The 19,275-nt window shown below is 66.8% G+C and carries 14 protein-coding genes; 9 read left to right on the top strand and 5 right to left on the bottom strand.

Translation table 11 applies throughout. The annotated features are described in order from the left end of the window. Positions 1 to 8 precede the first annotated feature (8 nt). Both ACTZWT_RS24150 and ACTZWT_RS24145 read left to right on the top strand, forming a co-directional pair. Complete coding sequence (locus ACTZWT_RS24150; protein ID WP_444772255.1) at positions 9 to 989, top strand: SPFH domain-containing protein; 981 nt, start codon at positions 9 to 11, stop codon at positions 987 to 989. 138 nt (positions 990 to 1,127) lie between these two features. Further along, a complete protein-coding gene (locus ACTZWT_RS24145; protein WP_444772223.1) occupies positions 1,128 to 1,589 on the top strand; it encodes an NfeD family protein in 462 nt (153 codons plus the stop codon). Between the two features lie 278 nt (positions 1,590 to 1,867). Here ACTZWT_RS24145 and ACTZWT_RS24140 read toward each other — a convergent pair whose 3' ends face one another. Beyond that, a complete protein-coding gene (locus tag ACTZWT_RS24140; protein WP_444772222.1) occupies positions 1,868 to 2,881 on the bottom strand; it encodes a KpsF/GutQ family sugar-phosphate isomerase in 1,014 nt (337 codons plus the stop codon). A gap of 237 nt (positions 2,882 to 3,118) precedes the next feature. Here ACTZWT_RS24140 and ACTZWT_RS24135 point away from each other — a divergent pair, with 237 nt between their 5' ends. After that, a complete protein-coding gene (locus ACTZWT_RS24135; protein WP_444772221.1) occupies positions 3,119 to 4,813 on the top strand; it encodes an outer membrane beta-barrel protein in 1,695 nt (564 codons plus the stop codon). A 15-nt stretch (positions 4,814 to 4,828) separates the two neighbouring features. Here ACTZWT_RS24135 and ACTZWT_RS24130 read toward each other — a convergent pair whose 3' ends face one another. Then, a complete protein-coding gene (locus ACTZWT_RS24130) occupies positions 4,829 to 5,101 on the bottom strand; it encodes a DUF7662 domain-containing protein (protein ID WP_444772220.1) in 273 nt (90 codons plus the stop codon). 170 nt (positions 5,102 to 5,271) lie between these two features. On the opposite strand from ACTZWT_RS24130, the gene ACTZWT_RS24125 reads away from it, so the two are divergent. After that, positions 5,272 to 6,783, top strand: a complete 1,512-nt coding sequence (locus tag ACTZWT_RS24125) for a sensor domain-containing diguanylate cyclase (RefSeq protein ID WP_444772219.1) — start codon at positions 5,272 to 5,274, stop codon at positions 6,781 to 6,783. 9 nt (positions 6,784 to 6,792) lie between these two features. Here ACTZWT_RS24125 and galU read toward each other — a convergent pair whose 3' ends face one another. Together galU and ACTZWT_RS24115 are read right to left on the bottom strand one after the other, a co-directional pair. Continuing rightward, a complete protein-coding gene (gene galU, locus ACTZWT_RS24120) occupies positions 6,793 to 7,668 on the bottom strand; it encodes a UTP--glucose-1-phosphate uridylyltransferase GalU (protein WP_444772218.1) in 876 nt (291 codons plus the stop codon). Between the two features lie 154 nt (positions 7,669 to 7,822). After that, a complete protein-coding gene (locus ACTZWT_RS24115; protein ID WP_444772217.1) occupies positions 7,823 to 8,767 on the bottom strand; it encodes an alpha/beta hydrolase in 945 nt (314 codons plus the stop codon). Between the two features lie 214 nt (positions 8,768 to 8,981). Between ACTZWT_RS24115 and ACTZWT_RS24110 the strand changes: the two genes are divergently transcribed. The 3 genes from ACTZWT_RS24110 to ACTZWT_RS24100 all read left to right on the top strand — a co-directional run bounded on the left by ACTZWT_RS24110 (position 8,982) and on the right by ACTZWT_RS24100 (position 11,458). Continuing rightward, entirely contained in the window at positions 8,982 to 9,458 is a 477-nt protein-coding gene (locus ACTZWT_RS24110; protein ID WP_444772216.1) for an Hsp20 family protein, read from the top strand. 183 nt (positions 9,459 to 9,641) lie between these two features. After that, a complete protein-coding gene (locus tag ACTZWT_RS24105; RefSeq protein ID WP_444772215.1) occupies positions 9,642 to 10,445 on the top strand; it encodes an alpha/beta fold hydrolase in 804 nt (267 codons plus the stop codon). Positions 10,446 to 10,654: 209 nt separating this feature from the next. After that, positions 10,655 to 11,458: a sulfite exporter TauE/SafE family protein gene (locus tag ACTZWT_RS24100; RefSeq protein WP_444772214.1), complete on the top strand. Its 804-nt coding sequence runs from the start codon at positions 10,655 to 10,657 to the stop codon at positions 11,456 to 11,458. Between the two features lie 41 nt (positions 11,459 to 11,499). Here ACTZWT_RS24100 and ACTZWT_RS24095 read toward each other — a convergent pair whose 3' ends face one another. Beyond that, positions 11,500 to 12,303, bottom strand: a complete 804-nt coding sequence (locus tag ACTZWT_RS24095; protein ID WP_444772213.1) for a hypothetical protein — start codon at positions 12,301 to 12,303, stop codon at positions 11,500 to 11,502. 424 nt (positions 12,304 to 12,727) lie between these two features. Here ACTZWT_RS24095 and gltB point away from each other — a divergent pair, with 424 nt between their 5' ends. Continuing rightward, positions 12,728 to 17,461 carry a glutamate synthase large subunit gene (gene gltB, locus ACTZWT_RS24090; protein ID WP_444772212.1) on the top strand — a complete coding sequence of 1,578 codons (4,734 nt, stop codon included), beginning with the start codon at positions 12,728 to 12,730 and terminating at the stop codon, positions 17,459 to 17,461. Between the two features lie 173 nt (positions 17,462 to 17,634). Continuing rightward, positions 17,635 to 19,089, top strand: coding sequence for a glutamate synthase subunit beta (locus ACTZWT_RS24085; RefSeq protein ID WP_444772211.1), 1,455 nt, complete (start codon positions 17,635 to 17,637; stop codon positions 19,087 to 19,089). The last annotated feature ends 186 nt before the right edge of the window (positions 19,090 to 19,275 follow it).

Here is a 19,275-nt window from a genome sequence, read left to right as displayed (position 1 = left end):
TGTACGACCTGTCTGGCTTCGATATCTTTTCCATCGTGCTCGTGCTGCTGGTGATCCTGACGCTGTTCGCCGGCGTCAAGACGGTGCCGCAGGGCTACAACTGGACCATCGAGCGGTTCGGCAAATTCACCCGGACGCTGGCGCCGGGCCTCAACCTGATCATTCCGTATTTCGATCGCGTCGGCCGCAAGATGAACGTGATGGAGCAGGTGATCGAGATTCCGCAGCAGGAAGTCATCACCAAGGACAACGCCACCGTCACGGTGGACGGGGTCGCATTCTTCCAGGTGTTCGACGCCGCCAAGGCGAGCTACGAGGTCTCCAATCTCGATCAGGGGATCATCGTGCTGACCATGACCAACATCCGCTCGGTGATGGGCTCGATGGATCTCGACCAGGTGCTGTCGCATCGCGACGAGATCAACGAGCGGCTGCTACGCGTCGTCGACGCCGCGGTGTCGCCGTGGGGCATCAAGGTCAACCGCATCGAGATCAAGGACATCGTGCCGCCGGCCGATCTGGTCGAGGCGATGGGGCGGCAGATGAAGGCCGAGCGCGTCAAGCGCGCCGACATTCTGCAGGCCGAGGGCGCGCGGCAATCGGAAATTCTGCGCGCCGAGGGCGCTAAGCAGGGCCAGATCCTGCAGGCCGAGGGCCGCCGCGAGGCCGCGTTCCGCGACGCCGAGGCGCGCGAACGCTCCGCCGAGGCCGAAGCGCGCGCGACCCAGATGGTCAGCGACGCGATTTCCAAGGGCGACGTCGCGGCGCTGAACTACTTCATCGCCGACAAATACATCAAGGCGTTCGGCCAGCTCGCCGAATCGCCGAACCAGAAGGTCATCATGCTGCCGGTCGAGGCGATGAGCATGCTCGGCTCGCTGGCCGGCATCGGCGAGATCGCCAAGGCGACGTTCGGCGAGGCCGCGACCTCGCAGGCCGCCGCCCGCCGCGGCTCGGTGCCGCCGGCCGGGCCGACGAAGACGACTTGAGAGACGCGCAGATCGCCGCGCCCCGTCATTGCGAGGAGCGCAGCGACGAAGCAATCCAGAGGCTCAGCGCAAGGCGCTGGATTGCTTCGCTTCGCTCGCAATGACCGGTTACACTGATTGCGTCTGCAAGGTGCGACGATGATCGACGTTCTGATATCCCTCGGCTCCTGGAACTGGCTGATCGTCGGCTTCGTGCTGATGGCGCTGGAGCTGCTCGCGCCGGGTGTCTTTCTGTTCTGGCTCGGCCTCGCCGCGCTGCTGACCGGCGTCGCGACTTTCGCGCTGGCTTCGGTGCTGGCGCTGTCATGGCAGGCGCAGGCGCTGCTGTTCGCCGCGCTGGCGGTCGCCGCGGTGCCGCTGTGGCGGCGGATGGCGCGCGGCGGCACGGCGGAATCCGGCACGACCAACCCGTTCCTCAACCGCCGTTCCGATGCGCTGGTCGGTCGCGTCTTCACCCTGGAAAAACCGATCGAGGGTGGCGTCGGTACGGTGCGGATCGACGACACCTTCTGGCGCGTCACCGGCCCCGACGCCCCCGCCGGCAGCCGCGTCAAGATCGTGCATGCGGACGGGGTGAATCTGATCGTGGCGGCGGTGTGAGCGCCCTAAGCGCTGCCACACCCGCCCCGTCATCCTGAGGCGCGCGATCCGGCGCGCGTGAGCGTGACGGATCAAGCCTCGAAGGATGAGCCGCAAGCGCGTGTCGCCGCATCCTTCGAGGCTCGCCCTGCGGGCGAGCGCCTCAGGATGACGATTCGGAGCAAAGGGCGATTCAAGAAAAGGACCGGGTGGCGAGCTCGGGCGCTGCAACGCGCACGCCGTCATCCTGAGGTGCCGCCGCGTCGCGGCGGCCTCGAAGGATGGGTTCGGGGTCGTGCCTACGCCACGCCCGCGCGCAGCAGATCGTGCAGATGGACGATGCCGACCGGCTTGTTGCCTTCGGTGACCAGCAGCGCGGTGATCTTCGAGGAGTTCAGCAATTCCAGCGTCTCGCCGGCGAGCAGGCCGGGGCTGATCGTCTTCGGCCGCTTGGTCATCACCTCGTCGACGGTGGCGGTCATCAGGTCCGGCCGCATGTGGCGGCGCAGATCGCCGTCGGTGACGATGCCGGCGACAGCGCCGCTGGCGTCGACGATGCCGACGCAGCCGAAGCCCTTGGCGGACATCTCGACCAGCGCGTCCGACATTTTGGTGCCGAGCGGCTTCAGCGGGATCGCGTCGCCGGTGTGCATCAGGTCGCGGGCGTATTTGAGCATCGCGCCCAGCTTGCCGCCGGGATGCAGCACGCTGAAATCGGTCGAGGTGAAGCCGCGGCCCTCCAGCAGCGCGATTGCGATCGCGTCGCCGAGCGCCAGCATCATCAGCGACGAGGTGGTCGGCGCCAGATTGTGCGGGCAGGCCTCGCGCGCCTTCGGCAGCGTCAGCGAGATGTCGGCGGCCTTGGCCAGCGTCGAGCCGGAGTCCGAGGTCATCGCGATCAGCGCGATCCTGAACCGCTTGGCGTAAGAGATCAGGTTCTTCATTTCCGGCTGCTCGCCGGACCACGACATCGCAAGGATCACGTCATCGGCGGTGATCATGCCGAGGTCGCCATGGCTGGCTTCCGAGGCGTGGACGAAGAACGCCGGCGTGCCGGTCGAGGCGAAGGTCGCCGCGATCTTACGGCCGATATGGCCGGATTTGCCGAGCCCGGTGATGATCAGCCGCCCCTTGGCGCCGCGGATCATCTCGATCGCGGCAGCAAAGGCGCCGCCGAGGTCGGACTGCAGCGCTGCGGCGAGCGCGGTGACGCCGTCGGCTTCCGCCTCCAGCGTGCGCAGGGCCGAAGGGATCGCGGCGGCAGCGAGGTCGGTCATCGCGGATTTCGTGGTGCGGGGTTTGGAAAGAGCCATGCAGGGTCCCGAAGCGTGAGCCGAGGTGTGGCCGGGGCCCTTCCTAGCATGCCGTCGCACGGGATGCGACGCGCCCGGCCGCGGTCCGGAGAGGTTCTCAACCGATCGTTGGCCGCAGGTCTCAACTCCTCCTTAACCATAAACGTTTTTACTCCATTAACGATGACCGCCGCCGCTCGCCGTCCGGGCGTCGCGGTCGTTACGTCAAGCAATTGTTTTCGTTGAGGTTTTGTGAACGTGACCCCGGCGCCAGCAACCGGCCGCCTCCGTCGTGCAGTGTTGCTGCGGGCGGTAGCCGCATGCCTGTTGACGGGCGCGGCCGGGCACGCCGCGGCGCAGAGCCTGACGAGGGACCTGTTCCGGCCGGAGCGCGGCGCGTTCGTCTCCCCGCAGGATCTGCCGCTGCAGCGGACGCCGCGGCTGGCGACCGCAGCCGATCCATATGCGACGGACGATGAACCCCGCCGGGACCGAACCACCCCGTCGCGACTCGGCGGGTCACCGAATTTCGGACTGCAGCCCAGCCTCGGAACCGCCGGGACAGGCTACGATTCGCTCGGCCGCAAGCGACAGAAGCCGAAGATCTTCCCCGGCGCGCCGCAGCCCAGGGCGGTCGGCCCCGGCTCGCGGCCGGTGATCGCCGCGCGGCCGCCGGCCCGCCCGGTGCCGCCGTCGCAGAATGCCGCCAAGCTGCCGGTCGCGGCGGCCTTCGCCGGGACGCTGCCTGGCCAGCCGCTTCGCCGCCGGCTCAGGCCAGATCTCGATCCGTTCGGTCCGGTCGGCGACTATGCCGGCAGCTTCCTGTTCAAGGGCGCGCTCGAACTGAACGGCGGCTACGACACCAATCCCGGCCGCACCAACAATCCGCGGGCCTCCGGATTTTACAAGATCTCGCCGGAGCTGATGGTGACGTCGGACTGGGAACGCCACGCGCTGGTCGCCGATCTGCGCGGCTCCTTCACCGGCTACGGCCACGACTTCAACAACCCGGCCGGCGGGTTTTCGTCGGCGCCGCGCAATCTCGATCGGCCGGACTTCGACGGCCACATCGACGGCCGGCTCGACGTCACCCGCGATACCAGGCTGCTCGGGCAGGGCCGCCTGATCGTCGGCACCGACAATCCCGGCAGCCCGAACATCGAGGTCGGCCTGCAGAAATATCCGATCTACACCCAGACCGGCGTGTCCGGCGGCATCGACCAGAGCTTCAACCGGCTGCAGCTCACCGGGATCGCCAGTGTCGATCGTCGCGCCTACCAGCAGTCGGTGTTCACCGACGGCAGCACCGACACCAACAACGACCGCAACTACAACAGATATGCCGGCACCGGCCGCGTCAGCTACGAGATTCTGCCGGGCCTCAAGCCGTTCGTCGAGGGCCAGGCCGATACGCGCACGCACGACACCGCCACCGATCGTTACGGGTTTCGGCGCAACAGCAATGGCGGCTACGTCAAGGGCGGCACCAGCTTCGAGCTGACGCGCCTGCTCACCGGCGAGGCGTCGATCGGCTGGGCGTCGCGAACCTACAGCGATCCGCGGCTGCTCAAGCTCGAGGGCCTGCTCACCACCGCCTCGCTGATCTGGACGATGACGCCGTTGACCACGGTGAAGCTCGGCGCCGACACCACGATCGACGAATCGCCGCTCTTCGGCGTCTCCGGCGTGCTGACCCGGACCTACACCGCCGAAGTCGACCACGATTTCCGCCGCTGGCTGACCGCGATCGGCAAGTTCACCTACGCGACCTACGACTATCAGGGCTCCGGCCGCAGTGACCGCTTCACCTCGCTCGAGGGCAATCTGGTCTACAAGCTCAATCGCTCGCTCTGGGTCAAAGGCACGCTGCGCCGCGATCAGCTCGATTCCAACATCGTCGGCGGCAGCTATAACGCCACCGTGGTGATGCTCGGCGTGCGCCTGCAGAATTGAGCGAGCCTGCGCGGTTCAGTACGGCCTGCGCTGGCGCTCGGTCTTGATGCGGCGGAAGCGGACGCCCTTGCCGTCCGGCAGACGGGTCGCGACATAGCCGGCCTCGAGGCAGGCCACGCGCTGCGGCATCTTTTCTTCCGGCGCCCGGGTCGAGTCCCACCACGACGCGCGCTGCGCCGCGCGCGGCAGTGCGAAACCGATGAGATCCTCGATCTGCTCATTGCTCAGGACCAGTTCGGTCGCGGTCTGGCTTTTCAGATAGTCCCGGAGCTGTTCAAATTTGCTCACATAAGATCCTTGTCGGAGAGAAAATCAGCGATGCAACGCGCGACGATGTGTTTTTGCGGGGCAGTTCACGGCCGATATTGACATTCGCCGGTGAAATCAGGCGTTAACCGAGGGTTACGTCAATATCGCAACTTAAGCGCTCCGCAAGTTTTGGATGGCTATTTTCTGGCATGAACGGCGGCGGCATTTTTGAACGGATCAGGGATGAGATCGGGCGGCGGCGACGGATGTCGCCCCGCCTCCTGATTTTTTCGTCGGTCATCACGGTGCTGGGATTCTCGGCGGTCTGCGGCAGCATCATGCTGGAGATGCGGCGCAATGCCCAGGAACTGGCGCGCCAGACCCAGGAAAACCTCGCTTCCACGATCAGCGCCGACATCAATCGCACCGTCGAGCTGTACGACCTGTCGCTGCGTTCTGCGGTCATCAGCCTGGCGCTGCCGCAGCTCTCGCAGGTCGACGACACCATCCGCCGCCTGATCCTGTTCGACCATGCGGCCACCGCCCCGCATTTCGGCGCGATCCAGGTGTTCGACGCCGAGGGAAATCTGACCATCGATTCGGCGTCGCGGACGCCCGAAAGGATCAATCGCGCCACCGAGCCGTATTTCACCGTGCAACGGGATGATCCGGATCTCGGCCTCTACATCAGCAGCCCGATGCAGCACCGTGGCGCCTATTCGGTCGTGCTGAGCCGCCGGGTCTCCGGGCCGGACGGGCAATTTCTCGGGATCGTCGCCGGCTCGATTCGCTTCAGCTATTTCCAGGAACTGTTCAGCCGCCTGCGGCTCGCCCCACACGACGTGATCGCGGTGATCGCGCGCGATGGCACGATGATCATGCGGACGCCGTTCAGGCCGGACATCATCGGCGCCAACATGATGGCGACCCCGGGCGTCCGCGGCATCTTCAGCCAGAGGCGCGGCTGGTACAGCGGCGATGGCGCCTTCGACAGAATTCCGCGGATGATGGTATGGGCCGACAGCACCCGGCCGCTGGTGGTGCTGGTCGGCAAATCCTGGGACGACGTCTTTCTGATGTGGCGCGTGGAGGCGATCCGGATCGGCGCGATCCTGCTCGGGCTCGCGGTCATCGTCGCCGGCTTCACCGTCTTCTTCATTCGCGAGATCGATCGCCGCGCCGAGGCCGAACGCCGGCTGGAGGAACTCGCCACCACCGATGCGCTGACCGGCCTGACCAACCGCCGCAAGTTCGACATCGCGATCGACCGCGAATGGCGGCGGGCGGCGCGGGCGAACGCGCCGATCGCCCTGATGATCATCGACGCCGATCACTTCAAGGCCTTCAACGACAGCTTTGGTCACCAGGCGGGGGACCAGGTGCTGGTCGGCATCGCGCTCTGCATCGGCGATACCGTGCAGCGCGCCGGCGATTGCGCCGCGCGCTTCGGCGGCGAGGAGTTCGCCGTCCTGCTGCCGGGCCTGAACGCGACGGCGGCGCAGGCGATGGCCGAGACGATCCGCGAGAAGGTCGAGCTCTGGTCGGAAGGTCAGGCCGGCGTCACCGTCAGTATCGGCGTGGCCAGCATGACGCCGAACCCGGCGCAACACTGGTCGGTGCTGTTCGAAGCCGCCGACAAGGCGCTGTACGCCGCCAAGGATCTCGGCCGCAACCGCTGCGTGGTCGCCGCGAGCCGCAGCGACCTGACGCTGGTCGCCTGAGCGGCGCGATCAGTTCCCGAGGTAACGCTGCATGTCGGCGATCAGGCCGTCGCGCAGATCGTCGCGCCGCATCGCGAAGGCGATGTTGGCGCGCAGGAAGCCCGCCTTCGAGCCGCAATCGTGGCGCTCGCCCTCGAACTCGACGCCGTAGAATTTCTGCGTCTTCGACAGCCCGATCATCGCGTCGGTGAGCTGGATTTCGCCGCCGGCGCCGCGCTCCTGGGTCTCGAGTATCTTGAAGATCTCCGGCTGCAGGATGTAGCGGCCCGAAATCGAAAGGTTCGACGGCGCGGTGCCGGGCTTCGGCTTCTCGACCATTCCGTCGATCTCGAACGCCTTGCCGTCGCGCTTGCCGACGCCGCAGATGCCGTATTGATGCGTCCGATCGGCCGGCACTTCCTCGACCGCCACGACGTTGGCCTTGTCGCCGAGCTTTTCCGCGGCCTGGATCATCTGCTTGAGGCAACCCGGCGAGTTCAGCACCAGTTCGTCCGGCAGCACCACCGCGAACGGCTCGTTGCCGACGATGTCGCGCGCGCACCACACCGCGTGGCCGAGCCCGTGCGGCGCCTGCTGGCGGGTGAAGCTCATCGCGCCGGCTTCCGGCTGGTCGCGCGCCAGCAGTTCCATTTCCGCCGTCTTGTTGCGGCCCTTCAGCGTCATGTCCAGTTCGAACTGGCGATCGAAATGGTCCTCGATCATGCCCTTGTTGCGGCCGGTGACGAAGATGAAGTGCTCGATGCCGGCTTCCTTGGCCTCGTCGACGACGTACTGGATCAGTGGCTTGTCGACGATCGTCAGCATCTCCTTCGGCATCGCCTTGGTGGCGGGAAGCACGCGGGTGCCGAGGCCGGCGACCGGGAAGACGGCTTTGCGGATTTTCATGGAGCGCGATCTCTCAAAGGATACTTGCGGGAGCCTGCAAAGGCCGGCGGATGTTGCAGCCTGCAACCAAGGCGGATGTGTGGAGTTCCATGATAGCAGTCGAAAGTCGTGGGCGGCCTCGCTGGCGGATGACACGCTCGAGCAATGGGATCGGTCAGAACAGCGGCGTACCCGGCACGAAGGCGTCGAATGCCGCCCAGAATTGCTGACGGTAGCGATCCTGCTCCTGCAGGATCTCGTGCCTGGCGCCGGCGATCACCAGATGCGAGCCCGCGCGCAGATGATAGGCGAACTCCTCGATCGCGGCTGTCGAGACGATGGTATCATGGCTCGCGGCGAGCATCAGGATCGGCTGCCGGATCCGCGACGGATAGTCCGCCGCGCGGAAGCCGTGCATGGTGCTGAAGGCGGTATCCGCCCAGGCGACGGTCGGCGAGGCGAGGCCGAGCGTCGGGTCCTCGGCGATGATCGCCGCATTACGGGCGTAGCGCACCGGGTCCGACGTCAATCGATTGCCGGCGAACGGTTCGGTGTTGGCGAGCACGTCGTTGCCGCCGGGCACGTAGCGGCCGCCCTGGCCGGCGAGCCGCATTGCCCGCAGCAGCAGCCGCACCGGCAGCGAGGTGGCGCGGCCCGGCAGGTCGATCATCGGCGCCGACAGCACCATGCGGTCGAACCAGCGCTTGCCCGAATAGGCGATCCGCAGCATCACCGCGCCGCCCATCGAATGCGCCAGCGCGAAATGCGGCGGCGGGCAGTCCGGCAGCACCACCTCGCGTACGAAGGTCTCGACGTCGATCTCGAAGTCGGAGAAGGCGCGGACATAGCCCTTGCGGACATCCTTGAGCCTCCGCGACGAATGGCCCTGGCCGCGCCAGTCGATCATCGCCACCGCGAAGCCGCGGTCCTGCAGGTCGCGCACCGTCTCGAAATACTTCTCGATCTGTTCGGTGCGGCCGGCGAAGACGCACACCGTGCCCTTGCGGCCGGCCGGCGGCGGCCACCGCGCGAACCGCAGTTCGGCACCGTCGGGGGTCTTGATGGTGCCGGAGACGGCGCCGTCGGGGACCGGATTGGCGGGAATCGAGACGAGCGTCATGCACCGGGTCCGGTCATTCTAAATGACTGAAGGGAAGAAAGAAAAATCGACGTCGGCGAAGATTCTCCGGACCTCTTGAAGACCGGATCGACCCTCCCATATCATTTTCGTGCAGGCCACACCAAGGGGTCAGGAACCGGCTCCGGCTGCACAGACAATGCCCGGCCCGATGGCGGGCGGGTATCGCAACAGTCGCTTCCAGGAGGACTACACCATGCGTACTTTCGATCTCACCCCGTTCTATCGCTCCACCGTCGGCTTCGACCGGCTGTTCAACCTGCTGGACCAGACCTCCGCGGAGGCAGCGCCCGGCTATCCGCCCTACAACATCGAGCGGACCGGCGAAAACGCCTATCGCATCAGCGTCGCGGTCTCCGGCTTCTCGCCGGCTGAACTCTCGATCGTGACCAAGGAAAATCAGCTCACCATCAAGGGCGAGAAGACCGCGAACGAGAACGGCGGCAAGGCCGAAGTGCTGTATCGCGGCATCGCGGCGCGCGCCTTCGAGCGGGCGTTCCAGCTCGCCGACTACGTCACGGTGAAGAACGCCAGCCTCGAGAACGGCCTGCTCCACGTCGATCTCGTGCGCGAGATTCCCGAGGCGAAGAAGCCGCGCAGCATTCCGATCAGCACCACCGCCGTCTCCGCGCCGCAGGTGGTCGATCAGGCCAGCGACAAGGCGGCCGCATAAGCGCGCGCTGCAACTCTCAACCATCCGCATCGTCGAACGCCCCGGGAAACCGGGGCGTTTTGTTTTGCCGCCCAGGCTTGCTGCGGCAGTCACTCTGCTGTGAAGGCGGTAACATTGCGACCCGCGCCTCCGAACAATCGACGTCACGCCATTCCGGCGCATGTCTCATCACGGAGAGCAACGATGTCGAGAAACCGTTTACGGGCGCGAGTCACAGGCCGGCTGCTGGCGGCAGCGCTGATGATTGTCTTCGGCCCGACGGCCGCGATGGCGTCCCCGGCCCCGGTCAAGGCGCACAACGTGGTGCTGGTTCATGGCGCCTGGGCGGACGGCTCCAGTTGGGCCGGCGTCATCGAGCGGCTGCAGGCCGCCGGTCTGCACGTGACCGCTGTTCAGAATCCGTTGTCGTCGCTCGAGGATTCGCTCGCCGAGACCCGTCGCGCGCTGGCGCTGCAGGACGGGCCGACCGTGCTGGTCGGACATTCATGGGGCGGCACGGTGGTCAGCCAACTCGGCGTCGACCCCAAGGTCTCGGCGCTGGTCTATGTCGCGGCGCGGGCGCCAGACGCCGGCGAGGATTTCGTGGCGCTGTCGGGCCAGTTTCCCACCGGCCCGGTGCGCGCCGGCATCCAGACCCATGACGGCTACACCCGTCTGTCGAAGGATGCGTTCCTGAACGACTTCGCCAACGGCGTCGATCGCGACAAGGCGCAGGTGCTGTATGCGGAGCAGGGCGCGACCGCCGCTTCGCTGTTCGCCGGTCGCACCACCGAGGCGGCATGGCGCAGCAAGCCGAGCTGGTACGCGGTGTCGAAGCAGGATCGGACGATCGATCCCGGTCTCGAGCGCTTCCTGGCCAAGCGTATGAATGCGACCACCGTCGAACTCGATGCCGGGCACCTGTCGCTGGTGTCGCATCCGAAGCAGGTGGCCGACCTGATCCTGGAGGCGGCCGGTCAGCCTTCCGCAGCCACCGCGGCGAGATAGGCCGGACCGGGCGTCCGGCGTCCGGGTTCACTCCGGTCCCTGCACCGCGCCGTAGCTGGCGCTCGGCGTGAGCCCCCGCCAAAGTCCATATTGGTCGGGGGGGCCCTCGGTTGATACGATCACACAACCCCACGGCCTGCCGTCAGCAGATCGTGCATCCAACCGTCACGACGGATCGCGGGTATCAGATCTCCCACGAAGGTGCCGTCATGTCGGAAGTCGTCGAATCGCAGCCGCGCTCCAAACCATTGGCGTTCGGCACGGGTGCATTGATCGGAACGCTGGGCGGGCTGATCGGCCTCGGCGGGGCCGAGTTCAGGTTGCCCGTCCTGATCGGCCTGTTCAGATTTCGCGGCCTGGACGCGGTGATCATCAACAAGGCCGTCAGCCTTGTCGTGGTGGCCACGGCCTTGCCGTTTCGCGCCAGCGCCGTTCCGTTCGCCGCTGTGGCGGCGAACTGGCCGATCATCGTCAACCTGCTCGCCGGCAGCCTCGCGGGCGCGTGGATCGGTGCGTCCTGGGCGACGCGGCTGAAGTCGGAAACGCTCTACCGAATCATCGCCACGCTGCTGGTCGTGATCGCGGGCGTCCTGGTGTTCGCGCATGATGTGGTCGCCGGGGCCCCGCTGTTCAGCGGCGCGGCGCTGCTCGCCGCCGGCGTGATTGCGGGCTTCGTCATCGGAGTCATCGCGTCGTTGCTTGGTGTCGCCGGCGGCGAATTTCTGATTCCGACCCTGGTGCTGCTGTTCGGGGCCGACATCAAGCTGGCGGGGAGCCTGTCGCTGGCTGTGAGCCTGCCGACCATGCTGGTGGGATTCACCCGCTACAGCATGGATGACAGCTTCTCGGTGATCGGCCGGAACAAGGTCTTTCTGCTGGTGATGGCGGCCGGCTCGATCGTGGGAACGTTGATTGGCGGCCTATTGCTCGGGCTGGTTCCGAACGCAATCCTGCTCCCGCTGTTGGCCGCCGTGCTGCTGATATCCGCCGTCAAGGTGTGGCGACACGCTTGATCGCCTCGCCTTGACCATCCAACCGCGGCTTCGCGCCGAAGCTATTCCAGCCCTTGCACCGGCGGCATCGGCTCGGTGGGCTGGATGGCGGGCGCCGAGGTCGACGGCTTGGCCTCGGGCTTGGCCTCGGTGGGCGCCGGGGTGGGGTTGGGGGACGCGGCCGGCTTGTCCTCGGCTTTGGCGGTCTCCTGCTTCGGCGCGGCGTCGGTGGCGGGCTTGGAAGCGTCCTTCGCCGGCGCGACAGCGGTCGCGGCTTTTGCGGCAGCGGCCGGCGATGGGCCCTTGGTGGATTGCTGCGGCGACGGCCGCGGCAGCGGCGTGGCCGGGGTGCGGCTGGCGAGATGCGGCGCGGGTTTCGCCGGCCGCTGCGCGCGGCGCTCGGGCAGCGGCGGCAGGCCCTGCACCGGGCCGTAGCTAGCGACGGTCTCGTCTTCCATCGCGGCGCCCATCCGCCACGCCGGCATGAACCGCACCAGCCGGCCGCTGCGGCCGTCGATCACCAGGCGGCCGTCGTCGCCGTCCGGGTTGATCGCGGCCAGCGTATAGAACATCCCGCGCTGGCGCGGGATGCCGAGCGGCTCGAAACCCTGGTCGCGGGCGATCGCGGCGATCTCGCGCGGCGGCAGCACGTCCGGCGCAAAGTTCGCCTCGGGCACGTAGCGGCCTTCGGGCAGGTAGCGCCGAATCCGCGGCGGAGGCGGAGGCGGCAGTGCCGCATAGGGGCCCTCGATGTCCGAGATCACGGTGATCGCCGGCCGCCCGATGTCGCGTGGCGCCGGCTGCGCCATCGCTGCGGTCGCGGTCGCCATCAGTCCGGCCGACATCACGCACCCGATGAAATTCATGTCCTGCTCCTGCTACGTCCCGCTTTTGGCCCGATCCGGGCGGGGCGGAGACTCGTTGCGGAATTGGGCGTGGCTTGGGCCGGATAGCGGCGGTTTCAGCTTGAATCCGGGGCAGTTGTCGCCGATTTGCACGTTCGGAAACAGGACTCACGCACGCTTGTGTGCTAGACAAAAATTTGCCAAGGTTGTGCTAGGACAGCATCGCTGTCTCAATTGCGGTGGTAGCCCAGCACGGGATTACAACGTGAATCGCGGCGTCTGACGCCGCGCGAGGCTCCTGGATTGTCCTATGGACGATCTGGACACAGGGGTCTGAATACGGAAATCGTGGCTCGCGGCGGCGAGCGGTGGCCCGGAGGGTGCCGCGGACGCCCGAAGTGCGCCGCTGCTGGAAAATATCCTTGCCGGATAGATGAGGACGAAAATGAGCGGGTCTGAGGTTGAGCGCGAGAACATGGTTGCCAATGCGCTGACGGCGGACCCGGCCGTGAAAACGACTGCGCCTGCTCGCGAGCACGACTGGCGTCCGCCGGCCGAGGGGCTGTACGACCTGTCGCGCGAGAAGGACGCCTGCGGCGTCGGCTTCATCGCCAACATCAAGGGCGTCAAGTCGCATCAGATCGTCGCCGACGCGATCCGGATTCTGTGCAACCTCGAGCACCGCGGCGCGGTCGGCGCCGACCCGCGCGCCGGCGACGGCGCCGGCATTCTGGTGCAAATTCCGCACGCCTTCTTCAGCCGCAAGGCCTCCGAGCTCGGCTTCACGCTGCCGGCGCCGGGCGAATACGCCGTCGGCGCCTTGTTCATGCCGCGCGACACCTCGTGGCGGAAGGTGATCCAGAGCATCGTCGCCGACCAGATCAAGGCCGAGGGCCTGACGCTGCTGGGCTGGCGCGACGTGCCGACCGACAACTCCTCGCTGGGCGAGACCGTCAAGCCGACCGAACCCGCCAACATGCAGGTGTTCATCGGACGCGGCAGCACGATCAAGTCCGAGGACGAGTTCGAGCGCCATCTCTACATCATGCGCAAGTCGATCTCGAACGCGGTGTATCAGCGTCGCGAGCGCGGCTTCGCCGGCTATTACCCGGTGTCGCTGTCGTGCCGCACCGTGATCTACAAGGGCATGTTCCTGGCCGACCAGCTCGGCAAGTACTATCCCGATCTGGCCGAGCCGGATTTCGAGAGCGCGCTGGCGCTGGTGCATCAGCGGTTCTCGACCAACACCTTCCCGACCTGGTCGCTGGCGCATCCCTATCGCATGGTGGCGCATAACGGCGAGATCAACACGCTGCGCGGCAACGTCAACTGGATGGCGGCGCGGCAGGCCTCGGTGCACTCCAAGCTGTACGGCAAGGACATCAGCCGGCTGTGGCCGATTTCCTATGAGGGCCAGTCCGACACCGCCTGTTTCGACAACGCGCTCGAATTCCTGGTGCGCGGCGGCTATTCGCTGCCGCACGCGGTGATGATGATGATCCCGGAGGCGTGGGCCGGCAATCCGCTGATGGACGAGCAGCGCCGCTCCTTCTACGAATATCACGCCGCGCTGATGGAGCCGTGGGACGGCCCGGCCGCGCTGGCCTTCACCGACGGCCGCCAGATCGGCGCCACGCTAGACCGCAACGGCCTGCGCCCGGCGCGCTATCTGGTCACCCGCGACGACCGCATCGTGATGGCGTCCGAAATGGGCGTGCTGAAGATTCCGGAGGACCAGATCGTCACCAAGTGGCGGCTGCAGCCCGGCAAGATGCTGCTGGTCGACCTGGTCGAGGGCCGCCTCATTCCCGACGACGAGATCAAGGCGCAGCTCGCTGCCAGCCAGCCCTATCGCGAATGGCTCGGCCGCACCCAGATCGTGCTCGAGGAACTGCCGGACGCGCCGGTCAAGGGCCAGCGCTCCAATCTGCCGCTGCTCGATCGGCAGCAGGCGTTCGGCTACACTCAGGAGGACATCTCGATCCTGATGACGCCGATGGCGTCGACCGGCGAGGAAGCCTCGGGCTCGATGGGCAACGACACGCCGCTGTCGGCGCTGTCCGACAAGCCGAAGCCGCTGTTCACCTATTTCAAGCAGAACTTCGCCCAGGTCACCAACCCGCCGATCGATCCGATCCGCGAGGAGCTGGTGATGAGCCTAGTGTCGATCATCGGGCCGCGGCCGAACCTGTTCGACACCCAGGGCATCGCCGGGACCAAGCGGCTCGAAGTCCGCCAGCCGATCCTGACCGACGGCGACCTCGAGAAGATCCGTTCGATCTCCGAGATCGGCGATCCGCATTTCAAGTCGCGCACGCTCGACACCACCTTCCACACCGCGCTCGGCGCCGCCGGCCTCGAGCAGGTGCTGGAGGATCTGTCGGCGCGCGCCGAAGCCGCGGTGCGCGACGGCGTCAACATCATCATCCTCAGCGACCGCGCCGCCGGCGCCGACCGGATTCCGATCCCGTCGCTGCTGGCCTGCGCCGCCGTGCATCATCATCTGATCCGCGTCGGGCTGCGAACCTCGGTCGGCCTCGTCATCGAATCGGGCGAGCCGCGCGAGGTGCATCACTTCGCCTGTCTGGCCGGCTACGGCGCCGAGGCGATCAACCCGTATCTCGCCTTCGAAACCATCATCGCGCTCAAGGACAAGCTGCCGGCCAAGCTCGACGACTACGAGATCGTCAAGCGCTACATCAAGTCGATCGGCAAGGGCCTGCTGAAGGTGATGTCCAAGATGGGCATCTCGACCTATCAGTCGTATTGCGGCGCGCAGATCTTCGACGCGGTCGGGCTGCGTAACGATTTCATCGCCAAGTACTTCGCCGGCACGCATTCGCAGATCGAGGGCGTCGGCCTGGCGCAGATCGCCGAGGAAACCGTGCGCCGCCATCACGACGCGTTCGGCGACGCGCTGGTCTACAAGACCGCGCTCGATGTCGGCGGCGAATACGCCTATCGCTCGCGCGGCGAGGACCACGCCTGGACGGCGGATTCGGTGGCGACGCTGCAGCACGCCGTGCGCGGCAATTCGGTCGAGCGCTACCGCGCCTTCGCCCGTATCCTCAACGAGCAGCAGGAGCGTCTGCTGACGCTGCGCGGCCTGTTCAGGATCAAGGGCGCCGAGGCCGAGGGCCGCAAGCCGGTGCCGATCGAGGAGGTCGAGCCCGCCGCCGAGATCGTCAAGCGCTTCGCCACCGGCGCGATGAGCTTCGGCTCGATCTCGCGCGAGGCGCACAGCACGCTGGCGATCGCGATGAACCGGATCGGCGGCAAGTCGAACACCGGCGAGGGCGGCGAGGAAGCCGACCGCTTCAAGCCGATGGCCAACGGCGATTCGATGCGCTCGGCGATCAAGCAGATCGCCTCGGGCCGGTTCGGCGTCACCACGGAATATCTCGCCAATTCCGACATGATGCAGATCAAGATGGCGCAGGGCGCCAAGCCCGGCGAGGGTGGCCAGTTGCCCGGCCACAAGGTCGACGCGACCATCGCGGCGGTGCGGCACTCGACGCCCGGCGTCGGCCTGATCTCGCCGCCGCCGCATCACGACATTTATTCGATCGAGGATCTGGCGCAGCTGATCTACGATCTCAAGAACGTCAATCCGGCGAGCGCGGTCTCGGTCAAGCTGGTGTCGGAAATCGGCGTCGGTACCGTCGCGGCCGGCGTTGCGAAAGCGCGCGCCGACCACGTCACCATCGCGGGCTTCGAAGGCGGCACCGGCGCCTCGCCGCTGACCTCGATCAAGCACGCCGGCTCGCCGTGGGAAATCGGCCTCGCCGAGACGCACCAGACGCTGGTGCGCGAGCGGTTGCGCTCGCGCATCGTCGTGCAGGTCGACGGCGGCTTCCGCACCGGCCGCGACGTGGTGATCGGCGCGCTGCTGGGCGCCGACGAGTTCGGCTTCGCAACCGCGCCGCTGATTGCGGCCGGCTGCATCATGATGCGCAAGTGCCATCTCAACACCTGCCCGGTCGGCGTCGCGACCCAGGACCCGGTGCTGCGCAAGCGCTTCACCGGCCAGCCCGAGCACGTCATCAACTACTTCTTCTTCGTCGCCGAAGAAGTCCGCGAGTTGATGGCGGCGCTGGGCTATCGCAGCTTCAACGAGATGGTCGGTCAGTCGCAGATGCTCGACCAGCAGGCGCTGGTGGCGCACTGGAAGGCCAAGGGGCTCGACTTCTCCAAGCTGTTCCACAAGCAGAAGGCGGAAGCCGGCCAGACCATCTATCACTCCGAGACCCAGGACCATCACCTCGACAAGGTGCTCGACCGCACTTTGATTGCCAACGCGCAGGCGGCGATTGACCGCGGCGCGCCGGTGAAGTTCGAGGTCGAGATCAACAACACCAACCGCTCCGCCGGCGCGATGCTGTCCGGCGTGGTCGCCAAGCATTACGGCCATGCCGGCCTGCCGCACGACACCATCCAGGTGCACCTCAAGGGCACCGCCGGTCAGGCGTTCGGCGCCTGGCTGGCGCGCGGCGTCACCTTCGATCTCGAAGGCGAAGGCAACGACTATGTCGGCAAGGGCCTGTCGGGCGGCAAGATCATCGTCCGGCCGCCGGCGAATTCCGGCATCGTGCCGGAGGAGTCGATCATCGTCGGCAACACCGTGATGTACGGCGCGATCGAGGGCGAGTGCTACTTCCGCGGCATCGCCGGCGAGCGCTTCGCGGTGCGCAACTCCGGCGCGGTCGCGGTGGTCGAGGGCGCGGGCGATCATTGCTGCGAATACATGACCGGCGGCATCGTCGTCGTGCTCGGCAAGACCGGTCGCAACTTCGCCGCCGGCATGTCGGGCGGCGTCGCCTATGTGCTGGACGAGGACGGCGCGTTCGGCAAGCTGTGCAACATGGCGATGGTCGAGCTCGAACCGGTGCTGTCGGAAGAGATGGTCAACGCCAACGCGTACCATCAGTCCGGCGATCTCGAAGCGCACGGCCGGGTCGACGTGTTCGCCGATCTGCTCGGCTCGGATATCGAGCGGCTGCACGTCCTGATCTCGCGCCATGCCCGCTACACCGGCTCGAAGCGCGCCGTCGAGATCCTCGTCAACTGGAAAGAGTGGCTGCCGAAGTTCCGCAAGGTGATGCCGGTCGAGTACCGCCGCGCTTTGCGCGAGCTGAAAGCGCGCCAGGCCGAGGAGCCCAAGATCGCGATCGGGGCTTAAGGCAACAAGCACAGCCGTCACCCTGAGGTGCCCGCGCGCAGCGCGGGCCTCGAAGGGCGACAGCGACGGAGACAGCAGCAGAACAGTCATCCTTCGAGGCTCGCCCAAGCGGGCGAGCGCCTCAGGATGACGGCTCAGGATGAATTCGAAGGTTCGGGGGCGTTGGTAGTCTGATGGGCAAGATCACGGGATTTCTGGAAATCGAACGGCACGATCGCGTCTATGCGCCGGTCGCCGAGCGGGTGAAGGGCTACAGCGAGTTCGTCGTTCCGCTGAGCGAGAAGGACACCCGCGACCAGGCCGCGCGCTGCATGAATTGCGGCATTCCGTATTGCCACGGCACCGGCTCGGCGCAGCCGGGCGCGCCGGGCTGCCCGGTCAACAACCAGATCCCCGACTGGAACGATCTGGTGTACCAGGGCAACTGGCAGGAGGCCTCGCGCAACCTGCACTCCACCAACAACTTCCCGGAATTCACCGGCCGGATCTGCCCGGCGCCGTGCGAAGCCTCGTGCACGCTGAACATCGACGACAACCCGGTCACGATCAAAACCATCGAATGCGCCATCGTCGACCGCGCCTGGGAGAACGGCTGGCTCGTGCCCGAACTCGCCTCGGTCAAGACCGGCCAGAGCGTCGCGGTGATCGGCGCCGGCCCGGCGGGTCTCGCCTGCGCGCAGCAGCTGGCGCGCGCCGGCCACGACGTCCACGTCTATGAGAAGCTCGCCAAGGCCGGCGGCCTGCTGCGCTACGGCATTCCCGACTTCAAGATGGAGAAGCATCTGATCGACCGCCGCGTCGCGCAGATGGAAGCCGAAGGCGTCACCTTCCACTACAATGCGCCGGTCGGCGGCAATGCGGCCGGCGCGGTCGATCCCGCCGAGCTGCTGAAGCAGTACGACGCCGTGGCGCTGACCGGCGGTGCGGAATATCCGCGCGACCTGCCGATTCCGGGCCGCGAACTCTCCGGCATTCATTTCGCGATGGATTTCCTGACGCAGCAGAATCGCCGCGTCTCCGGCGAAGCAGTGAATGGCGAAGACATCCTGGCGACCGGCAAGCACGTCGTGGTGATCGGCGGCGGCGACACCGGCTCGGACTGCATCGGCACCTCGATCCGTCAGGGCGCCGCCTCGGTGACCCAGATCGAGATCATGGCGGCGCCGCCGGAGAAGGAAGACAAGGGGCTGACCTGGCCGAACTGGCCGATGAAGATGCGCACCTCGTCGAGCCAGGCCGAAGGCGCGGTCCGCGAATTCGCGGTGCTGACGCAGAGCTTCACCGGCGACAACGGCGCGGTGAAGCAGCTGAACTGCGTCCGCGTCGACGCCAAGTTCCAGCCGATCCCCGGCACCGAATTCACGCTGCAGGCCGACCTCGTGCTGCTGGCGATGGGCTTCGTGTCGCCGGTCAAGCAAGGCCTGCTCGAACAGCTCGGCGTCGCGCTCGACCCGCGCGGCAACGTCGCCGCCGACCTGTCGCACTTCACCACCTCGGTCGACAAGGTCTTCGCCGCCGGCGACATGCGCCGCGGCCAGTCGCTGGTGGTGTGGGCAATTCGGGAAGGTCGCCTCTGCGCGCGGGCGATCGATCAGTTCTTGATGGGTAGCACGACGCTGCCGAAGTAAGCGGGCGGCGCGTTCGCCCGCGAGCGAGTGCACTACGCTCGCCACGTCCTCTGCCGTCATGCGCGGGCTTGACCCGCCTGCGGGGCCGTAGCCCCTCCGGCGCGGCGAAGGCCCGCGCATCCATCGCGCGCGTCAGCGCGCTAACTAATCCAGCTTGATACGAAGAGGATGGATTGCCGGGTCGAG

The sequence above is a fragment of the Rhodopseudomonas sp. NSM genome, assembly GCF_052445935.1.
In the GTDB taxonomy this organism is placed as follows: domain Bacteria; phylum Pseudomonadota; class Alphaproteobacteria; order Rhizobiales; family Xanthobacteraceae; genus Rhodopseudomonas.
Note: the sequence above shows the minus strand (reverse complement) of the source record. Positions and strands in the feature narration are given on the sequence as shown.